Here is a 24,638-nt window from a genome sequence, read left to right on the forward strand (position 1 = left end):
ATGTTTACCTCCGTTTCATTTGCCGGTATGATGTCGGCGATTGTCCTGTTTTCTTTTTAAACAAAGCGGCAAAATAATCCGCATTCTCGATGCCTACCGTTGCTGCGATTTCTGCGATCGTTCGTTCTGAATGGGCAAGCAAATCGAATGCTTTCTCAATCCTTTTCTGCAGGATGTATTCAGTCGGCGAAACGCCTTTGATTCGTTTAAATGTCCGCTGCAGATGAAAAGGGCTGATATGGCACCTGTCAGCCAAAGCTTGCAGAGACAGCGGATCGCGATAAGATTCCTCGATGATTTGCGTCACACGCTGTGCCAGCTCTTCATCTGGCAGCAGCGCCCCGGCCGGATTGCAGCGTTTGCAGGGGCGGTACCCTTCTGATAAGGCATCTTTTGCATTGAAAAAGATTTGCACATTTTCGATTTGCGGAACTCTCGATTTGCAGGAAGGACGGCAAAATATCCCGGTCGTTTTGACCGCGTAATAAAAAACGCCGTCATAGGCGGAATCGTTTTCCGTGATCGCCCGCCACCTTTCAGGCGTCAATCGTGATTTGCTGTTCATATCTTCACCCCGATCTATGTCAGTATAACCTAAATGACAGCCGGAGGTGGAGAGGCGGAGAATGGCACAGCAAGAAGACAAAGAAGAAGAAGAGGGACTGTTGCTTGGACTTCCGAAACGCGCTACAATTCTTTTACAATACAGGATGAGGTGAGAATATTGCCGAAATCAGTGAAGCAGGCCTCCTAAAATAAAAAAGCTATATTTTAGGAGGTAAAACATGAATTTTCAAACAATCGAGCTCGACACTTGGTATAGAAAAACTTATTTTGACCATTACATGAAGGAAGCGAAATGTTCTTTCAGTATAACGGCAAACGTCAATGTGACAAATTTGCTCGCCGTACTCAAGAAAAAGAAGCTCAAGCTGTACCCGGCTTTTATTTATATCGTATCAAAGGCCATTCATTCGCGTCCCGAGTTTAGAACAACTTTTAACGACAAAGGACAGCTGGGATATTGGGAACAAATGCATCCGTGCTATACGATTTTTCATCAGGATGACCAAACGTTTTCCGCCCTCTGGACAGAATACTCAGATGATTTCTCACGGTTTTATCGTCAATATCTTCAGGATGCTGAGCGCTTTGGAGACAAAAAGGGCTTGTGGGCTAAGCCGGACATCCCGCCCAATACGTTTTCAGTTTCTTCTATTCCATGGGTGCGCTTTACAAACTTTAATTTAAACCTAGATAACAGCGAACACTTGCTGCCGATAATTACAAACGGGAAATATTTTTCAGAAGGCAGTGAAACATTCTTGCCCGTTTCCCTGCAAGTACACCATGCAGTGTGTGACGGCTATCATGCCGGCGCTTTTATGAACGAGTTGGAACGGCTTGCCGCCGATTGTGAGGAGTGGCTTGTGTGACAGAGGAAAGGCCGATAGGATTCGGCCTTTTTTTATGCACTTCTTAGCGGGCATCTTAACATCTCTCACTGCTGTTTAAATTTACTCACGGCATTTGGAACGCCGGCTCTCAACAAACTTCCGGTAATGAAAATCATGAACCAAACGGATCGTCGGCCTGATTAACAGTTGAAAGCTGCCGATCACAAACATCCATATTCCCACCGGCTTCAGTTCCTCGGAGAAGAAGCAGAAGCTTCCGACAAGGAATAAAAGACCGATGAGAAAATCGTTTAATGTATGAAGAACTTTGTATCTTTTTTTGAAAAAGAGTTCGTATCGATTGTTTTGGTTTTGCGGCATTGCTTGATCCCTCCAGTCCTTTTATTACCCTGCCGGAAGCAGGAATGAAACGTCGGTATACATAGGATTTATGAATAAGGAAAAACATAGGGAAATAAACCATCGAGGAGTGAAAAATATGCGGTTATTCATATGTGCATTGTGCCTGTTCGGCTTGATTGTTCCGACATTTGAAACAAAAGCGCTGACGTTTGAAGAATTGCCGGTTAAACAAGCTTCAAAACAATGGGAAGTTCAAATCGGTAAAGCCGAAGCCGGGAACGGAATGGCGAAGCCGGAAAAAGAAACGTTTCATACTTATGCTGTCGAAATCAAAAACATTGGACACGATGTAGCTTCCGCGGAAATTTATCTCTACCGGAATGAGCCCAATTCTTCGACGAAATTTTCGCTTTGGAACATTCCTCACGAAAATGCGGTCTCTTTAGCCAAAAGCTTAAATGACGGAAGCCCTGTCAAGCACCGGAATTTGCTATTGGCAGAGAAAGCGACCGAATTGGAAGTGGACTTGATTTGGACGGAAAAAGGGAGAGAAGGCAGACTTTTAAAGGAATCGTTTATTTTCAAAGGGAGATGAATCATGAAGAAAGAGGCCGTTGAACCGTCAACGGCCTTTTTTGTGAAGATTAAGGCAGCCGGTCGTTCGGCCAACATGATATCGAAGTGAACGTTGATCAGCAGAGCTTTTCACAAAACATTTACATGTAGAGAAAAATACGGGATGTTTTCACCAATATTTTCTCAATAATGATACACTATTGACAAGCTGCTACTTTGGGAGGGGTGTTTCTATAGATGCTGATGAAGCAAAAACACCAAACTGTGTCATGAGAGCACGATCAAATCGATATAAAAGTAGGAGAGCCAGGGTTGTCAATCTGTAAAAGATCTTTTTTTATCCTGTGATTCGGCTTTAAAGTTCTGAATCTTCAAGAAAGTTTGCCGCCTTTTTGTTGATTAATCGAGAACAAAGGATGATACATATGAAAAGAATAGATAAAATCTACCATCAGCTGCTGGATAATTTTCGTGAAACGAATATCCATCAGCTTTTAAAGATACAAGGAAATTCGGCTCAAGAAATCGCCGGTCAGCTGCAAATGGAGCGTTCAAATGTCAGCTTTGAATTAAACAATCTCGTTCGTGCCAAAAAGGTGATCAAGATTAAAACGTTCCCCGTCCGCTACATCCCGGTGGAAATCGTTGAAAACATCTTGAACATCAAATGGAACTCAGAGTTGATGGAGGTTGAAGAACTGAAGCGGCTGGCTGACGGCCAAAAAAAGCCGGCGCGCAACATGTCCGCCGATCCCCTCGAGCTCATGATCGGGGCTAAAGGGAGCTTGAAAAAGGCAATTTCTCAGGCGAAAGCGGCTGTCTTTTATCCACCGCACGGCTTGCACATGCTGCTGCTCGGACCGACGGGTTCGGGGAAATCGCTGTTTGCGAACCGGATCTACCAGTTTGCCGTTTATTCGAACATATTGAAGCCCGATTCCCCGTTCATCACATTCAATTGTGCCGATTATTATAACAATCCTCAATTATTGCTCTCGCAATTGTTCGGACATAAAAAAGGGTCGTTTACAGGTGCCGGCGAAGACAAAGCAGGATTAGTCGAACAGGCGGACGGGGGCATTCTGTTTATGGATGAAATTCATCGTCTCCCGCCGGAGGGGCAGGAAATGCTGTTTTATTTCATTGACAGCGGCACATACAACAGGCTTGGTGAAACAGAGCATAAGCGAACGGCAAAAGTCCTGTTTATCTGCGCAACAACGGAAAACCCGGGTTCTGCCTTGCTGAAGACATTTTTACGGAGAATTCCGATGACCGTACATATCCCTTCGCTCGATGAACGGTCCCTTGGAGAAAGAGTGGAGCTGACAACGTTTTTATTGGGGAAAGAAGCAGAGCGGATCAAAAAAAATTTAAATGTGCATATCGATGTCTATAATGCATTGATTCATTCTGCAAAATTCGGAAATGTCGGGCAGCTGAAATCAAATGTGCAGCTCGTCTGTGCGCACGGATTTTTAAATAACCTTGACAAAGACGAGGTTGTTGAACTGACCGTCCGGGATCTTCCCGATGAGATCAAACAGGACTGGATGTCCAGCAGCAAAAATATCGAACGGAGCAAAATGATTTCTGAATACGTCAACATTACAACGATCATCTCTCCGATTGTGGAAGATGACACAACGAAAATCGATGACTCATTTAACTTATACCATCTCATAGAAGAAAAAGCGAAAATCCTGAATAGAGAAGGCTTAACAAAAAAACAAATCAATCAATATATTTTAACGGATATTCATTTGCACGTCAGAAGCTTTTTTAATCAGAAAATGCTTCAAAACCACAGTTTGCTCAAATTCGTTGAAGACGACGTGATTCAGATGACGAAAGAATTAAAGGAAGTCGCAGAACATGAGTTAGACTGCAAATTCGACCGTAAATTCATCTATTTCCTGAGCATGCACATCGCCGCATTTTTAAAGCGCGGAAAGCAGGTTGATGTCTTAAACCCGCAGGAAACAGATGAAATCAGGGAAACCCATGTGAAAGAATATGAGGTCGCACTGATTTTCAAAGATAAAATTCAAGCGTATTTTAAAGTAACCGTTCCGGAAATCGAAGTGATCTACTTGACGATGCTGATTCAGTCGATTAAATCATGGAAAGAAAACAAAAGGACGGGCATTGTTGTGGCGGCCCATGGAAACAGCACGGCGAGCTCTATGGTTGAAGTAGCCACTGAACTGCTGGGGAGCACCCCGATTGCTGCGGTTGATATGCCTTTGACCGTTTCACCCGCGGAAATCGTCAGCAGTCTGGCGGAGAAAGTGAAGCAGGTTGATGAAGGTGAAGGTGTTTTAATGCTTGTCGACATGGGATCGCTGGCGATGCTGGAAACAAGGCTCGAACAACAAACGGGCGTAAAAATAAAAACGATCAGCAATGTTACGACATCAATGGTGCTTGATGCCGTCCGCAAGGTGAATTATTTGAATTTGAATTTGCACGCCATCTACGATTCGGTTACAAAGGATTTCATCGATTTATGGGCCGATAAACCGCGGGTTTCAGGCAAAAAGAAGGCGATCGTCTCCATTTGCACGACAGGCGGCGGAACGGCGAAAAAGCTCGAAGAGATCTTAACATCAATCGTGAGCAGGACATCCGATGAACAAATCAGCATTTTGACGGTGTCATCGATCAAATTAGCAAGCCGCATAAAAGAGATTGAAAAAGCGTATGAGATCCTTGCCACGGTGGGCACGAAGAACCCTAAAATCGATGCTCCGCACGTGCCTTTAGAAGTATTAATTGAAGGCGAAGGAGAAAAAGTGATTCAGCAAGTGATCGGAAACGGCAATATCCCTGTAAGCGGCGGATTATCCGGTAAAAATGTGGTGGTGAAGGAGCTGTGCGAAGACAGCCTGAAGAAGTATCTTGTCTTTTTGAATCCCTATCATATGATAGACATGCTGTTGGAGTGGCTTCAGACGGTTCAAGACGAACTGCGCATCACATTCAGCAACGCGGTGCTGATCAAAGTCATCATGCATACCGCTTTCGCTTTTGAAAGGGTGATCAAACAAAATCCGATCGCTTTTCCTGAGGAAGAAGAAATGAATGATCAGCTTGAAAAAGTTCTTCATATCACAGAGAAAACATTAAAGCCTTACGAAGAAAAGCTTGGACTCGCGATCAGCGAAGATGAAAAAATATTTATCGCGTCCATCTTTTCTGAAGAGTTATAGCTGTTTTCCATGAGCGATTTTTTCAGGTAAACCTGTATTAAGTGGAATCCCATTTTAATACAGGTTTATTTTTATGCTTGAATGTGTTTCAAACTTGAAAATCATTCGTCTTGAAATACAATGAAAGCGCTTAATACAACTTTGTTGGCACGATACTTGCATTATAAATAAGCGAACGAAAAAAGAAAGGAGCAATGTACATGATTACAGTCATTATTAGCGGCCACGGAAACTTTCCCACAGCATTAAAAGAATCTTCAGGGATGATATTCGGAGAAGAAGACAGCCTGATCGCGGTGCCGTTTCTGAAAGGGGAAGGCATTCAGACACTGCAAGAAAAATATCATCAGACGCTGAAGGACATTCCGGAGGAACACGAGGTGCTTTTTTTAGTGGATATTTTCGGCGGGACGCCATATAACGCAGCGACCCCTTACATCGCGAAGGAGCGGAGATTTGATATGGCAGCTGGCGTGAACCTGCCGATTTTGTTAGAGACATTGAGCTTGAGGGAGCATATGCCGCTCAAACAACTGCTAAACCAGTTGAAAAAGATGAGCCGGGAATGCTTCCAAATCTGCAGCGAACAATTGGAAAAATTCAGTCAGTCCAATCAGGGAAGAGAGGATGAATTGTAATGAAAATCGTTTTGGCAAGAATTGATGACCGCTTTATTCACGGCCAAGTATTAACAAGATGGATCAAAATCCAAGCTGCTGACCGCATTATCGTTGTCTCTGATGAGGTGGCGCAGGACGAAATGAGAAAAACGCTGATCCTTTCTGTCGCACCTTCAAATGTGAAAGCCAGCGCCGTTTCGATCTCCAAAATGGCCAAAGCGTTTCACAGTCCGCGGTACGAAGATACGACGGCAATGCTGTTATTCGAAAATCCGGGCGACATTGTTTCCTTAATCGAAGCAGGTGTTCCGATCGAAACAGTCAATGTCGGCGGGATGCGCTTCGAGAATAACCGCAGGCAAATCACGAAATCGGTCAGCGTGACTGAAAAGGACATCAAAGCGTTTGAACAATTGCACGGATCGGGCGTGAAGCTGGAACTGAGGCAGCTGCCGTCAGATTCGAGCGAAGACTTTATGCAGATTTTAAGAAACGCAACAAAATCCTAGAAGGAGGGTTCTAAAGCGATGTCAACGATTCAAATTATTTTGCTGCTCGTCATTGCAGCTATAACAGGTATCGGTAGTGTATTGGACGAAGGGCAGACACACCGTCCGCTGATTGCCTGCACGTTGGTCGGTCTTGTTCTCGGGGATCTGAAAACAGGCATCATTCTCGGCGGAACGCTGGAGCTGATGGCGCTTGGCTGGATGAACGTCGGTCTTGCAATGGCCCCCGATACGGCCATCGCTTCCGTGATTTCGACCATTTTAGTGATTACCGCCGATCAGGGAATCGGCGAAGGGATTGCCGTCGCGGTGGCTTTGGCTGCTGCGGGTCAGGCGCTGACGATTTTCGTCAGGACGATCACCGTATTTTTAATTCACCGCGCCGACAAATACGCAAAGGATGGCAATTTTAAAGGAATTGAAATCATGCATATTACCGCCATGGCGTTTCAAGCGCTGCGCGTTATGATTCCGACATTGATTGTGGCTCTGATCAGTGTCAGCGCTGTTCAGGCGTTTTTAGGAAATATTCCGGACGTCATCACAAAAGGCTTGCAAATCGGCGGAGGCATTATCGTTGTTGTCGGGTATGCGATGGTCATCAACATGATGAACATACCGTATTTGAAGCCGTTTTTCTATATCGGTTTTTTGCTGGCCGCGTTTACCGATTTCAATTTAGTCGGCTTCGGTGCCCTTGGGCTCTGTCTGGCATTTTTATATCAGCAAGTGATGCAAAAAAATCATGCGCAGGGGGCGGTTGCCGCCGCCAGTGACAGCAGCGTGGCCGCTTTTGATGATGACGATGATCTGGATGCTTAACAATTGAAGGAGGGACGAATAATGGGCACAGAAAAAAGGTTAACAAAAAGAGAGATTTTCAGTATGTTTATCCGCTCAAACTTTTTGCTCGGATCATTTAACTTTGAGCGTGTACAGGCGCTCGGCTACTGCTACGTCATGATTCCGGCGATCAAAAAATTGTACGGTCCGGGAGCGAAACGGAGCGAAGCGCTCCAGCGCCACTTGGAATGGTTTAATACGCATCCGTGGCTGACAGCGCCGATATTTGGCGTGACCGCTGCGATGGAAGAAGAAATGGCCAATAATAAAAAAATTGATGCCAAAGCGATCAATGGAATGAAAATCGGCTTAATGGGCCCGTTGGCAGGTGTGGGCGACCCGATTTTCTGGGGAACGTTGCGTCCCGTTCTGGCAGCCTTGGGAGCGTCGCTTGCTTTAAGCGGAAATATCGCCGGCCCGCTTTTGTTTTTCTTTTTAATCAACGCGATCAGGTTAAGTACAAAATACTACGGGTTAAAGTACGGCTATGTGAAAGGCATGGAAATTTTGCAGGACTTGGTCGGGAACCGCATTCAGAAACTGACGGAAGGCGCTTCAATACTCGGGCTGTTTGTAATGGGAGCGCTCGTTTCCAAGTGGACGACGATCAATATCCCGATCGTCGTGTCAAGAATTAAGGATGATGCAGGCAAAGTCGATGTGCAGACCGTGCAAAACATTTTAGACAGCATCATGCCGGGGGTACTGCCTTTAGGATTGACATTGCTCGCTGCCTGGATGCTTCGCAAAGGAGTGAATCCTCTTCTCATGATTTTCGGTATTTTTATTATCGGGATTGTCGGCTATTGGACTGGTTTTTTGGCATAAAATGACTTAGTTATTCTTTTCTTAGCTTTTCGAGAGGCAGGTCCATTCGGCCGCAAAAAGGGGGCGGCTGTTTGGACCGTCACTAAAAACCGTGTGAAGAAGAGGGGAGAAAAGGGATGAAAAAGAGAATGATTCAGATGGGGATCATAGGGGCCATGATGTTTCCGGAAGCGTTTTCTGCAGCTGCGGCCGACCCGGACTACTATAACGAGGATCATCGGCCCAAGTATCATTTCACGCCGGAAGCAAACTGGATGAATGACCCGAACGGGATGGTGTATTACGCGGGGGAATATCATCTGTTTTATCAATATCATCCGTATGGCCTGCGCTGGGGGCCGATGCACTGGGGGCACGCAGTAAGCAAAGATTTGGTCAAGTGGGAGCATTTGCCGGTCGCGCTGTATCCGGATGAAAAAGGGACGATTTTTTCGGGCAGCGCTGTCGTCGATCGGCATAATACAACAGGGTTTCAAACAGGGACGGAGAAGCCGCTCGTTGCCATTTATACGCAGGACCGGGACGGGGAACAAGTACAAAGCATCGCCTACAGCAATGACAAAGGCAGGACGTGGACGAAGTACTCAGGCAACCCTGTCATTTCAAATCCGGGAAAAAGAGATTTCCGAGATCCGAAAGTCGTTTGGCACAAACAGACGAACAAGTGGGTGATGTTGCTTGCAGGCGGCGACCGAATTCTAATCTATACATCGCCTGACCTGAAGCAGTGGACATATGCGAGCGAATTTGGAAAAGGAGAAGGCAGCCATGGAGGCGTGTGGGAATGTCCGGATCTGTTTGAGCTTCCTGTAGAGGGCAGACCGAATGAAACGAAATGGGTGATGCAAGTCAGTGTTGGAGACGGCGCTGTCTCAGGAGGATCAGGCATGCAATATTTCGTCGGAAGCTTTGACGGAACAACCTTTAAAAATGAAAACCCGCCGAATCGCGTATTATGGACAGATTACGGCAAAGACTTTTACGCAGCTGTCAGCTGGTCTGATATCCCGCGGTCTGACGGACGAAGGCTTTGGTTAGGATGGATGAGCAATTGGCAATACGCAAACGATGTTCCCACTTCCCCGTGGAGAAGCGCAATGTCTATCCCGAGAGAACTAAAATTGAAAGCGTTTTCTGAGGGGTTCAGAATTGTTCAGGCTCCGGTAGCGGAGCTGAAGTCGATCAGGGGTGCATCGCAAAGGTGGAAAGACAAGATCATTTCGCCTCGAAACAGAAATTTTTTGAAAGCGCTGTCAGGTGATGCGTACGAAATCAATGCGGAATTTCAAGTAAATACCGGAACTGCGGCCGAATTCGGCTTTAAAGTCCGAACAGGGGAAAACCAATATACGAAAATTGGCTACAGCAAAAACAGCGCTTCACTCTTCGTCGACCGAAGCCAATCCGGAAACGTCTCCTTTCATCCGAACTTTAACACCGGAAAGCATGCGGCCCCGCTGCAACCGGTCGGCGGGAAGGTGAAGATGCGCATTTATGTCGACCGCTCTTCAGTCGAAGTATTCGGCAACGACGGGAGGCAGGTGATCACCGACATTATTCTGCCGGACCGATCCAGCAAAGGGATTGAAGCGTACGCATCAAACGGGTTTGTCAAGCTGAATTCGATGACGGTTCATCCTCTGAAAAAAGTATGGGGAACATCGCCCTTTCAATCGAATTTGACCGGCTGGACGACCGTAAACGGCGTATGGGCCGACACGATTGATGGAAAACAAGGACGCTCTGACGGGGATTCGTTCATTTTATCTTCAGCAAAAGGAACAGATTTCACATATGAAGCAGATGTCACGGTAAAGGATGGAAATGGCAGAGGGGCGGGTGCTCTCGTGTTTCGGGCCGACAAGGATGTTCAAAACGGATACCTTGCCAATGTGGATGCCAAGCATGATGTGGTGAAGTTTTTCAAATTTGAAAACGGCTCGGCCTCTGTTATTGCCGAACACCGCACACCGCTAGAAGCCGGCCGGAAATATCACCTGAAGGCGGTGGCCCGCGGTTCCAACTTTTATATTTACTTGGATGACCGATTGGTGATAAGCGCCCGGGATTCCACGTTTACCGAGGGAGTATTCGGCTTGAATGCATGGGATGCGACCGCAGTCTTCCAACATGTTTATACTGATCGATAGCGATGAAGCTGGAATGCTGGGCATTCCAGCCTTTTATTGATCCCTCCGTTTTCTTTTCAGTACAAACAGAACAATGTCAAACAAAACATCATTTATTTATGGAACAGAAGAACCCGAAACGGAAGTACGCACTTTTAAGTTGTATAGGCACTTTTTTGTGCCCGCAGGTTTAAAGAGGGGACCGCGTTTGTTTGAGCGCAGCGCAAAAGCATCAAAAAATCCGCCGTCTGTAAACGGCGGGCTTACTGTTTATGGGGAATTCAATCATAGCAAGTAACGGTGATGTATGTATCGTTCCCTTTAAACAGGACGAGTTCTGCTTTTTTATTCGCACCATCTGTAAAATCGCTGACATCGATCACCGGACTGTTGCTTTTTGGTCCGACGTAGATATTTTTTCTTACGATTTCGGGCGTGCTTCCCGCCCCGTCAACTTCATACAGAGTAAAAGTAAAGCCATAAAAGCTGTTGTTGTGAAAATAAAATTTCCCTCCGCCTGATTTAATGATCGGAGTCTGCGATGTCATGCCGTATGTGCCGATATTATCCCATACACCGGCACCTGCTGCAGACGCCGAAGAAAAAGGCAAAAGCAAACACGCCAAAGTGAGCAGTAAGGCACCGATTTTGCTGAATTTCATGATTGGTCCTCCTTTTTAGTCACTACACTGGGGATTGTATCATTCATCACAGATGAAAGAATGAGGCATTGTTCCCTGAAAAATTCGGTTTATCTTTTTCACGCGATGCACTTTTTGCAGGCGGCATCCATAAATTGTGCTTTTATTAAGAGAAAAGGCCGATCATGGTGCTGAGGCGTTATAACATTTGAAGCAGATGTCTCATGCAGGACCCAATTCTGCCGAACCCCGTGTTATTAGGAGAAATCTGATGTTTTAACATTGTTTCCTCTCCGCGGTTTTTCGAGGTTTTTTTTTTTGAAATCGAAATAGGCACTACTAATGATTGACAACATTTTCAAACTGGCTTAAACTTAGTTTGATGATTAAACTAAGTATGGGCATGAGGAGTGGATAAAAGAGGGAGATCATTTTTATGAGCTGATTATAAGCAACCTTTGAAATCTGATTTTTATGAAAATTTCAAAATGGAGGTGATAAGATCACATAAACCTACAATGAAGAGAATTCGTGGTTGACGAGAGAAGCATCTGTCTCACTTCTGCTGAAAGCCGCTTGCCAGGTTTAATGTATACGCTTTCATGAAAACTCATTTTAAAGCCGCTTTGAAAGGCTGTGAAGGAGGTAAGAATCATGACGGGTGAACATGTAAAACAAGTTAGTATGTATGAGAAATCCGGTTATGCTTCTGGAGATTTAGCATGTAATTTAATTTACACCACGGTTTCTACATATCTTTTATTTTTCTATACGGATGTTTATGGTTTATCAGCCGCTGCCGCTGGAACAATGTTTCTGATTGTTCGAATCATTGATGCGCTTGCCGATCCTTTTATCGGAACATTAGTAGACCGAACAAACAGCAGATTCGGGAGGTTTAGGCCGTATCTGCTGTTCGGCGCGTTTCCGCTTTCTGTACTTGCCATCCTCTGTTTTACAACCCCGGATTTTTCAGATACCGGAAAATTAATCTACGCCTATATCACGTATGTCGGTTTATCGCTCACATATACAGCGATAAATGTTCCATACGGCGCATTAACCTCCGCGATGACGAGAGATAATCAAGAGGTCGTCAGCATTACTTCTGTTCGGATGGTCTTTGCCAATCTTGGCGGACTCATCGTATCTTTTTTTGTTCCTTTACTTTCTACTTATTTAGGTGATACGACAGGAAACACGGCTCTTGGCTGGCAACTGACGATGAGCATGCTGGGGATCATTGGCGCCTGTCTATTAATCTTTTGTTTTAAAAGTACAAAAGAACGGGTCGCTCTGCCAATGTCCGAAGAAAAAATTAAATTTTCCGATATATTCGAGCAATTTCGGGTGAATCGTCCGTTAGTCGTTTTAAGCATTTTCTTTATCATTATTTTTGGCGTCAACTCGATAAGCAATTCCGTCGGCATTTACTACATGACGTACAATGTAGGCAGAGCTGATCTTGTGAAATGGTACGGGTTGCTTGGAAGCCTTCCTGCATTGGCCATCCTGCCGTTTATACCGCGAATCAATAAGTGGCTGGGAAAGAGAAAGCTATTAAATGCCGCTTTATTATTAAATATCATTGGACTTTTGGCCATTCTCATTGTTCCGCCAAGCAATGTGTTTCTGGTGCTCTTCTTTCGGGTCATTGCCGCAGTTGGAAGCGTGACGGCCGGGGGATATATGTGGGCGCTTATCCCTGAAACAATCGAATATGGCGAATATAAGACAGGGAAACGCTTGAGTGGATTGATTTATGCGATTATCGGCTTCTTTTTCAAGTTTGGCATGGCACTGGGCGGAATCGTTCCGGGACTCATACTGGAAAAGTTCGGCTATGCCGCAGGTCAGGTCCAAACTCCTGAAGCGTTGACAGGGATATTATTAACGACAACTGTAGTTCCGGTTATTTTCCTTATATTAGCTATGATCGACATTAATTTTTACAATTTAAGCGATGAAAAATATGCAAAAGTCGTCCGTGAATTAGAGAATAGAGACAAAGTGACTTGGACGATATGAATGAATTTGAGCGGGAATAGCCATTAGCCGGCTTATACTTTAAAACCGTTAGGAGGAATGAAGATGAAGATTATCAATCCGGTGCTTAAAGGTTTCAACCCGGATCCATCCATATGCAGAGTAGGGGAGGATTATTATATCGCAGTATCCACCTTCGAATGGTTTCCAGGCGTGCAAATCCATCATTCAAAAGATTTGGTGAATTGGCGTTTAGTTGCACATCCGTTGCAGAGGGTTTCACAATTGGATATGAAAGGGAATCCCGACTCAGGCGGTGTATGGGCGCCTTGTCTAAGTTACAGTGAAGGAAGGTTTTGGCTTATATATACAGATGTAAAAGTTGTGGATGGAGCCTGGAAAGACTGTCATAACTATTTAGTTACTTGCGAAACCGTCGATGGGGATTGGGGGGAGCCGATTCAACTAAATAGTTCCGGCTTTGACGCTTCATTGTTCCATGATGCAGACGGAAGAAAATATTTGTTAAATATGCTGTGGGATCACCGGACCGGCCGCCATTCATTCGGAGGCATTGTGATGCAGGAATTTTCCGTGCGCGAAAAAAGACTTATCCATCATCCGAAAATCATTTTTGAAGGCACAGATATTAAACTGACTGAAGCGCCGCACCTTTATCATATCGGGGATTATTACTATTTATTGACGGCGGAAGGCGGAACCCGTTTCGAGCATGCCGCTACAATTGCCCGTTCAAAACATATCGAAGGACCATATGAGATTCACCCCGATAATCCAATTTTAACGTCTTGGCACGAACCTCGGAATCCGTTGCAGAAATGCGGACATGCATCAATTGTGGAAACGCATACAGGCGAGTGGTATTTAGCTCATTTAACCGGGCGTCCGATTCATCCTGCTGATGACTCGGTTATTCACCAAAGAGGATATTGTCCTTTGGGAAGAGAAACCGCGATTCAAAAATTGGAGTGGAAAGACGGCTGGCCTTATGTTGTAGGCGGAAAAGAGGGGAGGGTGGAGGTGGAAGCGCCCCGCATATCTGAAACCAAGTTTCCATCGACATATGAGGAAGTCGATCAATTTGCTGATCGGACATTAAATATGAACTTTCAGACATTGCGGATTCCCTTTACGAAAGAATTAGGATCATTGACTGAAAGGCCGAATCATTTACGTTTATATGGACATGAATCACTAACCTCTACATTTACCCAGGCGTTTGTAGCCAGGCGTTGGCAAAGCCTCCGTTTTACAGCGGAAACTGCTGTTGATTTCAACCCGGAGACCTTTCAGCAAGCCGCGGGACTCGTGAATTACTACAACACCGAAAACTGGACGGCTCTTCAAGTGACTTATGATGAAGACCTTGGGCGCATTTTGGATGTAACGATATGCGATAATTTTACATTCTCACAGCCGATAAAAGACAAAATTGTCATCCCGCGGGATATACAATATGTTTATTTAAGAGTAAATGTCGAATGGGAAACTTATTATTACTCCTATTCTTTTAATAAAAAAGACTGGTATAAAATTGAGATCCCGTTGGAGTCTAAAAAATTGTCAGATGATTATGTGCGCGGAGGAGGATTCTTCACCGGAGCTTTTGTGGGAATGCAATGCCAAGATACAAGCGGGGCACATCAACATGCCGATTTTGATTACTTTATGTACAAAGAGCTATGAGTCAAAAAAACAGCGCCCCCGACAATCGGGGGCGGTTCAAATTCACTATCCTCCCTTCCCGTCTTAATGCCTCTTTCCTCCCTCGGTTCATTTTAAAAGTTGTCATCCTCGCTCGCTTTACGGGTAAGTGAAACCTAAAAGGAGCAGATGCATGATGAAACCTTTCAAATTAAACTTCATTACTAAACAATGATTCCAGAAGGTGTTCATTAATGAACATCCATCGCTTGATTGCCGATTGAATTTGAAAGTTGCCCCAACTTATAATAAACACATGTTCATTAGTTGATGAGTGTTTAGAATGGCGAATGAGGTTTTGCGATGAAGCAATCCGTTTGATTTTTCCAGCGAGCCATCCTCAAAGCTCCATGTCGCTTTCTCTCGCGTGGAAACAACCAAAACATTTGATCAAACGGCAGGAAAACGAACTGCTGCGTATGCTTGAACAGGGGTGAAAGCTTTATATTTACGGAGACGGGCTAGAAGAAAAGTTATGGCGAAAACGAGCTCCTCCAAAGGCAAAGCATAAATGGGAGAGGCCGTTCGGCCGAACCCTGTCGATCGAATTTAGCGGAATGAAGCTTTTGGCATCATGAAATCAATACAATGTGTGGTTTAATATGTTAATGTAGGTTTATATTAACAATTCCTGGAGATGGAGGTTGTAAAAATGTCATCAAAACATCAGAAAAGCTCTACCATATTGTCTGAAGAAGAACTATCTTCTGCTGCATTTAAACATAATGCGTACGATTTTTACAAAAACAGACGCGGCTCGCGTCCTGTTTATCCCGTATCCATGGGAGATCTGGGCGAAGGCTGGCTCATTACGAGGTACGATGATGCGGTCCGTATATTAAAGGATGCAAGAATGAAGAAAAATTACGAAAATGTGTTTACAGAAGAAGAATTAGAGAACTTCTCCGCTCTGGAAAATGAAGAACCTTTATCAAAGCATATGCTCAACGCAGATCCTCCCAACCACGGCCGTTTGCGGTCCCTTGTTCAGAAAGCATTTACTCCCCGAATGGTTTTACAGCTCGAAAACAGAATCCAAAAAATCGCCGATTCCTTATTGGATCAAGTAGAACCGAACCATTCTATGAATCTTGTAGACGATTTCGCTTTCCCGCTGCCGATCATTGTCATCAGCGAGATGCTTGGTATTCCGCTTGAAGATCGGCAAAAATTCAGAGTTTGGTCCCAGGCGATAATTGATTTTTCCGACACTCCTGAAAGCCTTGAGGAAAACAAGCATAAAATAGGCGAATTCGCTGAATACCTGGAATATTTGGTCCGCAAAAAAAGGGACGAGCCGGCTGAGGATTTAGTCAGTGCATTAATTCAAGCAGAAAGCGAAGGAACGAAATTAAGCATAGAAGAGCTGTATTCGACGATTATGCTTCTTATCGTTGCAGGCCATGAAACGACGGTAAACTTAATAACCAATATGACCTTTGCCTTGCTGAACCACACTGATCAGCTGGAAAAGCTTCGTCAACATCCTGATTTAATCGACTCAGCCATTGAAGAGGCGCTCAGATTTTACAGTCCAGTGGAATTAACGACCCTGCGCTGGGCGGCCGAACCGTTTACATTGCACGGGGAGGAGATTAAGCGAAAAGATGTGATCATCATTTCATTAGCTTCAGCCAACCGCGATGACACAGTCTTCCCGAATGCCGACCGCTTTGATATTGAAAGAAAGGATAACCGCCACCTTGCCTTTGGCCATGGCAGCCATTTTTGCCTCGGCGCACCGCTTGCCCGGCTGGAAGCCAAAATCGCTATTCAAACCTTGCTGCGCCGCTTTGAACATATAGAGATCAAAGGTGAAAGGGAGCAGATCAAATGGAAAGGCAATTTTCTGATGAGAGCTTTAGAAGAACTGCCATTATGTTTTTAAATGGTTGGATTTGCGGTCAGCCGTGACTTGTTATCTGTCATTTCGGCCGAAGAAAAAGCAGACGTCCATCTATCACAGGGCTCATAAAAAATCGTACTCCCCGATATGACGGGGAGTACTCCTCTTGCCAGCTTAATCGTCTATTACTTTTTCAGTCGCTTTTGCGAATGCATCCTCTCATCTTTTCCTCGCAGGTTTACAGCACCTCGACAATAAAAACCTTTAATTTTCTCATTGATTTTAATATTTGTAAATTTCTTGTTTCTGTTTATAATTAGAAACATATGTTCATGTTCCGCCGCCTTAAAACTGCTTAGCAGATGGGCATTCCAGGAATGTTCCATGAGACCGTTTTAAAATATACCGGCGAAAGAAGAAAGGTGTTTTTAAACTTGAGAGGATTCATCAAATGGACAGGGGTGGCGATTCTGTGTATCGGCTTGTTCGCCTGTACTTCCAACAAGAATGCTGAAAATGTTCATTACGCAAAAGACGACAGACAAACATTGGATATTTATACACCGCAAACAAACGAGGGTAAAAAACATCCTGTTCTCATCTACCTTCACGGCGGAGGATGGACAAGCGGAGACAAAAGCAGATCGGCTTCGAAGCCGGCGTTTTTCACGGAAAACGGCTATGTTTTCGTATCTGTCAACTATCGGCTTCATCCCGATGTTCAGTATGATGAGATGGCTGATGATGCGGCTAAGGCCGTTAAATGGGTGTTGGATCATGCTGATGAATATCAAATCGATCCGTCAAAAATCAACGTCATGGGACACTCGGCAGGGGGACACTTGGCCGGATTAATTGCCGCAGATTCAACATATTTAAATCGTGTCGGCCTCACGCCGGCCGCACTCAATTCGATTGTTGTTTTAGATGGCCCCTTGGATATGAAACGATTCATCGAAGCGATCCCGTCTTATAAAGAAGTGTTTGGCACAGACGAAAAGGTGTGGACAAAAGCATCGCCGCTTTCCTACATAAACAACTCAAAATTGCCGCCCGCCTATCTTGTGACCCGCTGGGAAGACCCTGCGGTCTACAAATTCGCGGAAACCGCAAACAAAGCGAAGGCAACGGAATTTGTGTATCAAGTCAACAGCTTATCTCACAGTGATTTAAATAAGATGTTCGGCTCTCCGGATGCGCCGGCAGAAGCACAGAATCTGACAAAAGCGGTTATGGCGTTTTTAGAGAAGGAAAATAAATAAATCAAACGACCGACTGGGCTTCCTACATGTACTTGCTGAAAGTATATAATCAGCTATTAAACCAGCAGAGAAAGGCCGAAAATGTAAAATCCGGCCTTTCTCACACTTGGCACCCCCTCGCTCATAAAATATCGAACTGCAAAATCCCAAAATATAAACAAAACATTAATAAAATCAAGCCATTTGATTAACAAATTTAAGATACGATCATATAGAACTTGATGGTTGGGAGATGAAGAGCAAGGGGGATATGATGTGAGAATGAAACGGTTAAGGATGAGGAAGCATTTACTGATAGCTGTCTGTTCTTTGGCACTTCTTCTAAGTTCTCCGGTTGTAGGCGATGCGAGCGCAGCCACTAAACCAACAACCGCAGCTTCGCCGCACTCTTCCGGATTTTTCGTAGATCATTACAAAAATAATATCTCTGCTAATATGACGGCGGAATCCAATCCTGTCATCGGGGTGCTTTCCGAATTTAATACACTTTGGACCCCCGGAAAGACGTGGAATACCGGTACTAAACTGAACAGCAGAGTGTTGGATGCCAACATCCAAAAAGTCGTGGATATTGCTGAACACCGCACGATGCTTGAGGAAAATGCTGCATATTTTGATGATCGGAGGGGCCAGAGCTACAGTGTTATTGACGGCCTCGGGAAGCTTGCTGACGTCTATCGAATGAACGCGGGAGCGACGACAACGATCATCAGTATCCCGGCAGATGCCTCGATAAAAAAATATCATGATGAAGGAACCAATTCAGGCAGCACCAGCTCGGAACTTGGACATGTCGTGAGTTTGGTCAATACTTTACGCGGCAACTTTTCTTCATCGAATCCGGCTAAAGGCTATTTCAATTATCCCCGTCCGTTTCGCTGGAAAGGCAATTCGATCATTGTTCCAACGCTTATTCCCGTCATCAATCCTGATCCGAACAAAGACGGAGGTTTTCCAAGCGGACATACGAACGCCGCATATCTCAGCGCTTTTGCTTATGCCTATGCGATACCAGAGCGTTATCAGGAGCTGCTGACTCGCGCTTCTGAACTCGGTCATAACCGGATTGTTGCCGGTATGCATTCCCCGCTGGACGTTATGGGGGGAAGGGTAATGGCAACAGCGTTGTCAGCTGCGATTCTGTCTGATCCCGACAATGAAAAATTGAAGAAAGCGGCTTATGATGAAGCGCATCGTAAACTATTAACGCAAACCGGTACAGGCGAAGACAGTTACAGCGATTATAAAACGAATAAAAAACAATATACGGAACGATTGACATATGGATTTCGTCGAATGAAGACAACCGCTAAACCAATGGCAGTTCCAAAGGGAGCCGAAGTCCTGCTGGAAACGCGTTTTCCTTACCTTGACAAAAAGCAGCGCCGTATGATTTTAGCCACTACCGGTCTTCCGGCCGGCTACCCTGTTCTTGATGATCGAGAAGGATGGGGAAGGCTTAATCTCTTTTCCGCCGCAGATGGATATGGTGCTTTTACCAAAGATGTTACCGTGAAGATGGATTCCGCCAAAGGCGGCTTCCATGCAACGGATCGCTGGCGCAATGACATCTCCGGCGCTGGTAAGCTGACCAAAATGGGGACAGGCACTTTGAAGCTGGAAGGGAAAAATACATATTCCGGCGGCACACGAATTGATCAAGGGACACTTGAGGGCAGTTCGGAGACAGCTTTCGGGAGAGGTGATGTTTCCCTGAGAGGAGGCACCCTTAAGGAAGATGTGCCAGGAAAACTGGTCATCGGAGGAGACTACAAACAATCTGCTAAAGGAATACTTGAACTTCAGCTCAGCGGCAAAAAAGATCAGCTGAAAATTAAAGGCAAAGCAAAATTGAAAGGGATATTACGCCTCAATTTTACGGACAACTACGTACCGGTTGACGGATCGGCGATCATAACCTTCCACAAGCGTCATGGCTCATTTTCTTCCGTCGAGACCAGAGGATTGCCAAGCAAGTATAAAGTGAAGATTATCTATAAGTCCAACAGTATTCAGTTGAAAGTTGATCAAAAGGGGAGAAGCTGATCTTCATCAAAAGCTGCAAGCTGGCACTTACTGCCGCCAGCTTGTTTTTAGTTTTGACGAAGTCTATCTTGAACAGGGGATCTTAAAAAATAGTCGGCACCATTCCCCCGTCCATGCGGATCGGAGACCCTTTAAATGCGGATGCATAAGGACTGCATACAAATGCTGCCAGTCTCCCGATTTCAATAGGCTTGATAAATCGCTGTATTTCGGATTGAGGCAGGTTTGCCGTCATAAATTTCTTCTCTTTTTCCGAAAAAGTCATCCCTTCATCAGGATACATTCCCTCAATGATTTGCTTCACATTCTCAGAGAGCGTCGGCCCCGGCATGATCGTATTGACCGTCACTTCTGTTCCGATTGTTAATTTTGATAAGCTTTTTGCCAATGATAATAGCATTGATTTTGTCATACAATACTGAGGCATCTGTCCTGAAGGCATCATCGCTTCTTCACTCGCAATAAAGATGATGCGGCCAAAATCACTTTTCAGCATTTTCGGCAAATAAAATTTAGTTAAACCGTTTGCAGCCAGAACGTTTGTGCGGAAGTATTTTTCCCATACTTCATCGTCAACGTCTTCATATTCCATGATTTCATAAATGCCCATATTGTTTACTAAAATATCGATTTGAGGGTATTTGTTAAATAAAGCTTCCCTTTGCCTAATATCCACGATGTCAGCCGCGGCGTTTTGGGGAGAGGTGGCAGGAAAAGCTGATTTTATTTCATTGACTGTTCGTTCTGCCTCTTCCTCATTTCGGCCGTTAATGAGGACATGAACACCTTCTTTGGCAAGTTCAATAGCGATGGCTTTTCCTATCCCTTTCGTCGATCCTGTAACTAAAGCCGTTTTATTTTTTAATCCCATATCCATCAAACATTTCTCCTATTCTAGTTAAGTCCATTCAGCCGGGTTTGCTTACGCCAATTAGAAGGTGTCTCGCCTTCCCAGAGGCGAAAGGCCCGGTAGAACGAGTTCTGATCTTCATATCCGATCAGAAAGGCCACTTCTTTAATATCGAGCGAAGGGTCTGCCAAGTACTCCCGCGCCTGCTCATGTCTGACTTGGATCAACAGCTGCTTGAAGCTAGTGCCTTCGTCAGTAAGCCGGCGCTGCAAGGTGCGGCCGCTCATTCCCAATTCGCCCGCGACAGCCTGAATGTCTGGGTGCCCTCCTGAGAGCGTCCGTTTCATGATCCACTTGACCACTCCGGTAATTGAAAGGCTATTTTGCTGATCATTCAACGATTGATCCAGCACAGGAGTCAGAATCTCCAGCAACTCTGCATTATACGAGACAAAGGGGCGGTCCAGATCTCCTCGATGCAGCGTCAGCCGATTCCGAGCTGCACCGCTCTGGATACGGCAGCCGAAGTATGCTTCAAGCGCCTGCATGTCGCCCATTGGGTGTGCAAACTCGACCGACTTCGCTGTCAACGGCTGACCTGTGCCCCGGCGCCCGAGTTCGAGAAGAAATGCCAGTGTAATGCCGATCAAGAGCGGCGGACCGGGTTGCTTAGCATCCGACCATTCCAGTTCGATTGCACAGTGCTCACTTTCCTCGGTGATACGCAAGCTCTCGGGAGGGCACAATTGTTTGTAGCGGGCCATTCGCTTTAGCGCGTCGCGGTAGTCACGAGCATGGTAAGCCGCTAATACGGCCGGAGGGTAATGTGCCGGCTCAAAACCGGTCGCAAGCTTGATGATTCCTTTGGAAACATCATCAACGAGATCGGAATACGCCTGCCAGATCGCGAGGTATTGGGCGGCGGTGACAACTGGTTCAGTCATCATGGTGAGCGGCAGCTGGGCTTTTCGGAGCACGTCAGAGGCATTAATTCCTAAGTGACGCAATCCCGCCCAAAACCCTGCCGGGAATTTAATTCGATTATGAGACATCATACGTATGAGCACTCCTTTAACTTTCTGCACCTTCGCTCACTAGGTCGTCATTGCGTCCTGCCTTGTTGGCGGGTCAGTTATAACTTTACCTATCCATTGTCGGACTGTAACTAGCAAAGGACGACATTTAACTTGCCGGTTACGCCGAACGCGTCAGCGTACGAAGATTGTGACAGGCGGGCGCCTGTATTCTATCATTACCTTCAAATAGGAGGGACAAGTATTATTGTTTGAATCTTCATTTGATGAATGCAGTCCTTAGATATAGGAAACAAGCCGGGAAGAATCTCCCGGCTGTAAAATCATCCCTTGCCGAACATGGGATTTCCTGTTCTCATCACATGTTTTCTCATCATGAAAAAGAGGAGGGCAGCGACAAAAAACTCGGAAAGCGGCAAGGATAGCCAAACTCCCGTGACACCAATAAACTTAGGCAAAATCCAAAGCAGGATGAAAAGGGACACGAAGCTTCGCAATATGATGATCACAGCCGATGAACCGGCCCGGCCAATGGATTGAAAGTAACTCATATAGACAAAGTTATAGCCAAGGAAGATATACCCGATAAAAAATAGGCGGATTCCATCGATGGCCAGCTGCTGGATTTCGGTTGATTCTATTCCGAATAAGCCTACAAGGAACGGTGCAGCCACCCAGCCGATAACGAGCAAAAGAATCCCCAGGATAACAGCGGTCTTCTCCCCAATCTTCATGCTGCTTTTGATTCGTTCACTTTCTTCAGCACCATAATAATAGCTGATCATGGGCTGAAGTGCCATTTCAATGCCGAAGAAGGACAGGAACATGAACCCGTGAAGGTAGTTAATGACCGAGAAGGCAGCGACTCCTTCCGTGCCTGCCAGCCCGGCCATCGCTAAGTTATACCCTGTCACAAATGCGAGGAGCCCGGCCTCTGCCAGAAAACTTGGAAATCCGATGGAAAAGATGTGCATAAGGGATTTCCAAGACCATTGAAACGCCAGCTTTCTCAGTTGCGCTTGACGGTTAAAGAAGTGCAGGGAGAGTACAAGCAGTCCGGCGAATCCGCCAAGCACCGTTGAAATCGCAGCGCCTGTTACCCCCATGTTCAAAATCATGATTGTATAAAAATTCAGGATGATATTCACAATCGATGTTGTTGCAAGAGCGATCATCGAAAGCTTTGGACTGCCGTCATTCCTTACAAAAATACTTAACACTTGTTCGAATGCGATGACCCAGCCGAATAAAAACATGACGTTTAAGTACTCTATGACGTAAGAAGAGGTGTCGGAGTTAGCGCCAAGCCATAGCGAAATGGTTTGAATGTTGAGAATCCCGAATACTCCTAAAAGCAAGCTGATGATAAACGCCAAGAAGAGAGCCAATGAAAAAATGCTGCTCGCCTTCTGAGGGCGATTCTCGCCGATGCTGATGGAGTATTTTGTTGCTCCGCCTATCCCAATCCAAAGAGCGATGGCCATAATCAAAGAAATGACCGGATAGGAAAGGTTCACTCCAGCCAGTGCTGAGGTTCCAATGCCATTTCCCACGAATAGGCCATCAATTAAAATATTCGCTGACATCAAGAGTAATCCAAGCGTTGCAGGGATGAAATATTTAAAAAACACTTGATTAACTGGTAATTTCATGAGCTGCTGATGTCTTTCTGTCATCATGTATTCCTCCTATAATGAGCTACAGGAGTATTCTAAACCTTCAAGTTACTTGAAGGTCAATCAAAACTTTGTCACCGGAATTTGGATTAAAGTGACAAAATGATCGGGCTCCTTGATGACAGCCTCATCAAGAACGGAAATCTCAACGGGGATTCCTTCAAGTTTATATCCTTCCTCTTTCAGCTGACGTAAAACAAGCTGATAACTTTTCCTCATGTCTTCGTAGGGGCCAATATGGGGATAGCTGGCATACAACCCTTCGTTTAAATATTCATCGCTGTCTTCGCCGTGCAGCAATTCAAATAAGCCGATGTATTTTACAGGTCCCTCTTGCTTCAAACTTTCCATATCCACGATCGTTCCGATGTCTCCGGTGAAGAAGCCGTTATTCTCGATCGACTGGCTCGAGAGCGTTTCTCTATCCTTTAAATAAATGTCGTCGCCTTCCTCTATCAGATCGACAGGTTTGTCAAAATACAGATAGGAAACAGCCCGTTTGGGGAAATACTGAAATGTTAAAGCGGGATGACCGGCAAGTTTTATCCCTTCTTCGATTGTGGAAATTTTGTTCTCGATCCGCGCCGCACTGCGTTGGAGCCGGAAAATTTCCGTCCTGACTTCCTCAAGCTTCTTCTTCAAAATGTCCATCGTCGTTTCCGGAGTCCTTTTATTTAACTGATGCTGAATGTCTTTTAACGAAAATCCATTTTTCCTTAAAAAAATAATCGTATCCAGAACCTGAAATTGTTCAACACCATAATATCGATAGGAGGTTTCAGGATCGGTATACTTTGGCTTGAACAGTCCGATTTCATCATAGTAACGCAGAGTCGATGCGGGCAGCTTGAAAAGCCGCGCTACTTCTCCTACACGGAATCGATTGTTCATCATGTTTCACCTCATTTGTTCGTTTTAGTGATATTACCGAAATACAGAGCTATTCGGTTATCGGAATTATGTATTAAGTCTACTATTGACATTAGGTGAAAATGCATGCCTGGTCAACAAGGAACCGCAGCCTCTAAAAGAGGCATTACGCCGAAGCAATCTATTATCATGAAGCAGAAACGGATATCACGAATGATAGATTTT

The 24,638-nt window shown here is 45.1% G+C and carries 19 protein-coding genes and 1 pseudogene; 13 read left to right on the plus strand and 7 right to left on the minus strand.

The window, feature by feature from the left end; translation table 11 throughout:
• Nucleotides 1–4: 4 nt before the first annotated feature.
• Nucleotides 5–565: a bifunctional transcriptional activator/DNA repair enzyme AdaA gene (locus tag MST20_RS13925; RefSeq protein ID WP_243942927.1), complete on the minus strand. Its 561-nt coding sequence runs from the start codon at nt 563–565 to the stop codon at nt 5–7.
• A gap of 220 nt (nt 566–785) precedes the next feature.
• Here MST20_RS13925 and catA point away from each other — a divergent pair, with 220 nt between their 5' ends.
• Nucleotides 786–1,436: a type A chloramphenicol O-acetyltransferase gene (gene catA / locus MST20_RS13930; protein ID WP_243942929.1), complete on the plus strand. Its 651-nt coding sequence runs from the start codon at nt 786–788 to the stop codon at nt 1,434–1,436.
• A gap of 81 nt (nt 1,437–1,517) precedes the next feature.
• On the opposite strand, the gene MST20_RS13935 is transcribed toward catA, so the two are convergent.
• Nucleotides 1,518–1,778: a YrhK family protein gene (locus MST20_RS13935; RefSeq protein WP_243942931.1), complete on the minus strand. Its 261-nt coding sequence runs from the start codon at nt 1,776–1,778 to the stop codon at nt 1,518–1,520.
• A gap of 118 nt (nt 1,779–1,896) precedes the next feature.
• On the opposite strand from MST20_RS13935, the gene MST20_RS13940 reads away from it, so the two are divergent.
• The 7 genes from MST20_RS13940 (at nt 1,897) to MST20_RS13970 (ending at nt 10,498) form a co-directional block, all read left to right on the plus strand.
• A complete protein-coding gene (locus MST20_RS13940) occupies nt 1,897–2,355 on the plus strand; it encodes a hypothetical protein (RefSeq protein WP_243942934.1) in 459 nt (152 codons plus the stop codon).
• 406 nt (nt 2,356–2,761) lie between these two features.
• Nucleotides 2,762–5,548: a sigma-54-dependent transcriptional regulator gene (locus MST20_RS13945; protein WP_243942935.1), complete on the plus strand. Its 2,787-nt coding sequence runs from the start codon at nt 2,762–2,764 to the stop codon at nt 5,546–5,548.
• A gap of 200 nt (nt 5,549–5,748) precedes the next feature.
• A complete protein-coding gene (locus tag MST20_RS13950) occupies nt 5,749–6,186 on the plus strand; it encodes a mannose/fructose/sorbose PTS transporter subunit IIA (protein ID WP_243942937.1) in 438 nt (145 codons plus the stop codon).
• Nucleotides 6,186–6,677: a PTS sugar transporter subunit IIB gene (locus tag MST20_RS13955; RefSeq protein ID WP_243942939.1), complete on the plus strand. Its 492-nt coding sequence runs from the start codon at nt 6,186–6,188 to the stop codon at nt 6,675–6,677. Before MST20_RS13950 ends, MST20_RS13955 begins: the two co-directional genes overlap by 1 nt.
• A gap of 18 nt (nt 6,678–6,695) precedes the next feature.
• Nucleotides 6,696–7,499 carry a PTS mannose/fructose/sorbose transporter subunit IIC gene (locus MST20_RS13960; protein WP_243942941.1) on the plus strand — a complete coding sequence of 268 codons (804 nt, stop codon included), beginning with the start codon at nt 6,696–6,698 and terminating at the stop codon, nt 7,497–7,499.
• A 21-nt stretch (nt 7,500–7,520) separates the two neighbouring features.
• On the plus strand, nt 7,521–8,348 hold the full coding sequence (locus MST20_RS13965) for a PTS system mannose/fructose/sorbose family transporter subunit IID (protein WP_165427659.1): 828 nt from the start codon (nt 7,521–7,523) through the stop codon (nt 8,346–8,348).
• Between the two features lie 116 nt (nt 8,349–8,464).
• Nucleotides 8,465–10,498, plus strand: a complete 2,034-nt coding sequence (locus MST20_RS13970) for a glycoside hydrolase family 32 protein (protein ID WP_243942944.1) — start codon at nt 8,465–8,467, stop codon at nt 10,496–10,498.
• Nucleotides 10,499–10,758: 260 nt separating this feature from the next.
• Here the strand turns inward: MST20_RS13970 and MST20_RS13975 are convergent, their stop codons facing one another.
• The gene (locus MST20_RS13975; protein WP_059231398.1) at nt 10,759–11,139 is read right to left on the minus strand and encodes a hypothetical protein; all 381 of its coding nucleotides are present in this window, start codon (nt 11,137–11,139) and stop codon (nt 10,759–10,761) included.
• 633 nt (nt 11,140–11,772) lie between these two features.
• On the opposite strand from MST20_RS13975, the pseudogene MST20_RS13980 reads away from it, so the two are divergent.
• The 5 genes and pseudogenes from MST20_RS13980 to MST20_RS14000 all read left to right on the plus strand — a co-directional run bounded on the left by MST20_RS13980 (nt 11,773) and on the right by MST20_RS14000 (nt 19,983).
• Nucleotides 11,773–13,166 (plus strand): annotated as a pseudogene (locus MST20_RS13980) (MFS transporter).
• A 43-nt stretch (nt 13,167–13,209) separates the two neighbouring features.
• Nucleotides 13,210–14,811, plus strand: coding sequence for a xylan 1,4-beta-xylosidase (gene xynB, locus MST20_RS13985; protein ID WP_243942946.1), 1,602 nt, complete (start codon nt 13,210–13,212; stop codon nt 14,809–14,811).
• Nucleotides 14,812–15,481: 670 nt separating this feature from the next.
• On the plus strand, nt 15,482–16,717 hold the full coding sequence (locus MST20_RS13990; RefSeq protein WP_243942948.1) for a cytochrome P450 family protein: 1,236 nt from the start codon (nt 15,482–15,484) through the stop codon (nt 16,715–16,717).
• 392 nt (nt 16,718–17,109) lie between these two features.
• The gene (locus MST20_RS13995; RefSeq protein WP_243942950.1) at nt 17,110–17,937 is read left to right on the plus strand and encodes an alpha/beta hydrolase; all 828 of its coding nucleotides are present in this window, start codon (nt 17,110–17,112) and stop codon (nt 17,935–17,937) included.
• A 261-nt stretch (nt 17,938–18,198) separates the two neighbouring features.
• Nucleotides 18,199–19,983 (plus strand): acid phosphatase, encoded by a 1,785-nt coding sequence (locus tag MST20_RS14000; protein ID WP_243943421.1) that lies wholly within the window; start codon nt 18,199–18,201, stop codon nt 19,981–19,983.
• Nucleotides 19,984–20,065: 82 nt separating this feature from the next.
• On the opposite strand, the gene MST20_RS14005 is transcribed toward MST20_RS14000, so the two are convergent.
• The 4 genes from MST20_RS14005 to MST20_RS14020 all read right to left on the minus strand — a co-directional run bounded on the left by MST20_RS14005 (nt 20,066) and on the right by MST20_RS14020 (nt 24,437).
• Nucleotides 20,066–20,860: an SDR family NAD(P)-dependent oxidoreductase gene (locus MST20_RS14005; protein ID WP_243942952.1), complete on the minus strand. Its 795-nt coding sequence runs from the start codon at nt 20,858–20,860 to the stop codon at nt 20,066–20,068.
• Between the two features lie 17 nt (nt 20,861–20,877).
• Nucleotides 20,878–21,885 (minus strand): helix-turn-helix transcriptional regulator, encoded by a 1,008-nt coding sequence (locus MST20_RS14010; RefSeq protein WP_243943423.1) that lies wholly within the window; start codon nt 21,883–21,885, stop codon nt 20,878–20,880.
• Between the two features lie 305 nt (nt 21,886–22,190).
• Nucleotides 22,191–23,546, minus strand: a complete 1,356-nt coding sequence (locus MST20_RS14015; protein WP_243942954.1) for an MATE family efflux transporter — start codon at nt 23,544–23,546, stop codon at nt 22,191–22,193.
• Nucleotides 23,547–23,606: 60 nt separating this feature from the next.
• Entirely contained in the window at nt 23,607–24,437 is an 831-nt protein-coding gene (locus MST20_RS14020; RefSeq protein WP_243942956.1) for a MerR family transcriptional regulator, read from the minus strand.
• Nucleotides 24,438–24,638: the final 201 nt, after the last annotated feature.

Source organism: Bacillus sp. B19-2, from assembly GCF_022832475.1.
Lineage (GTDB): Bacteria > Bacillota > Bacilli > Bacillales > Bacillaceae > Bacillus > Bacillus paralicheniformis.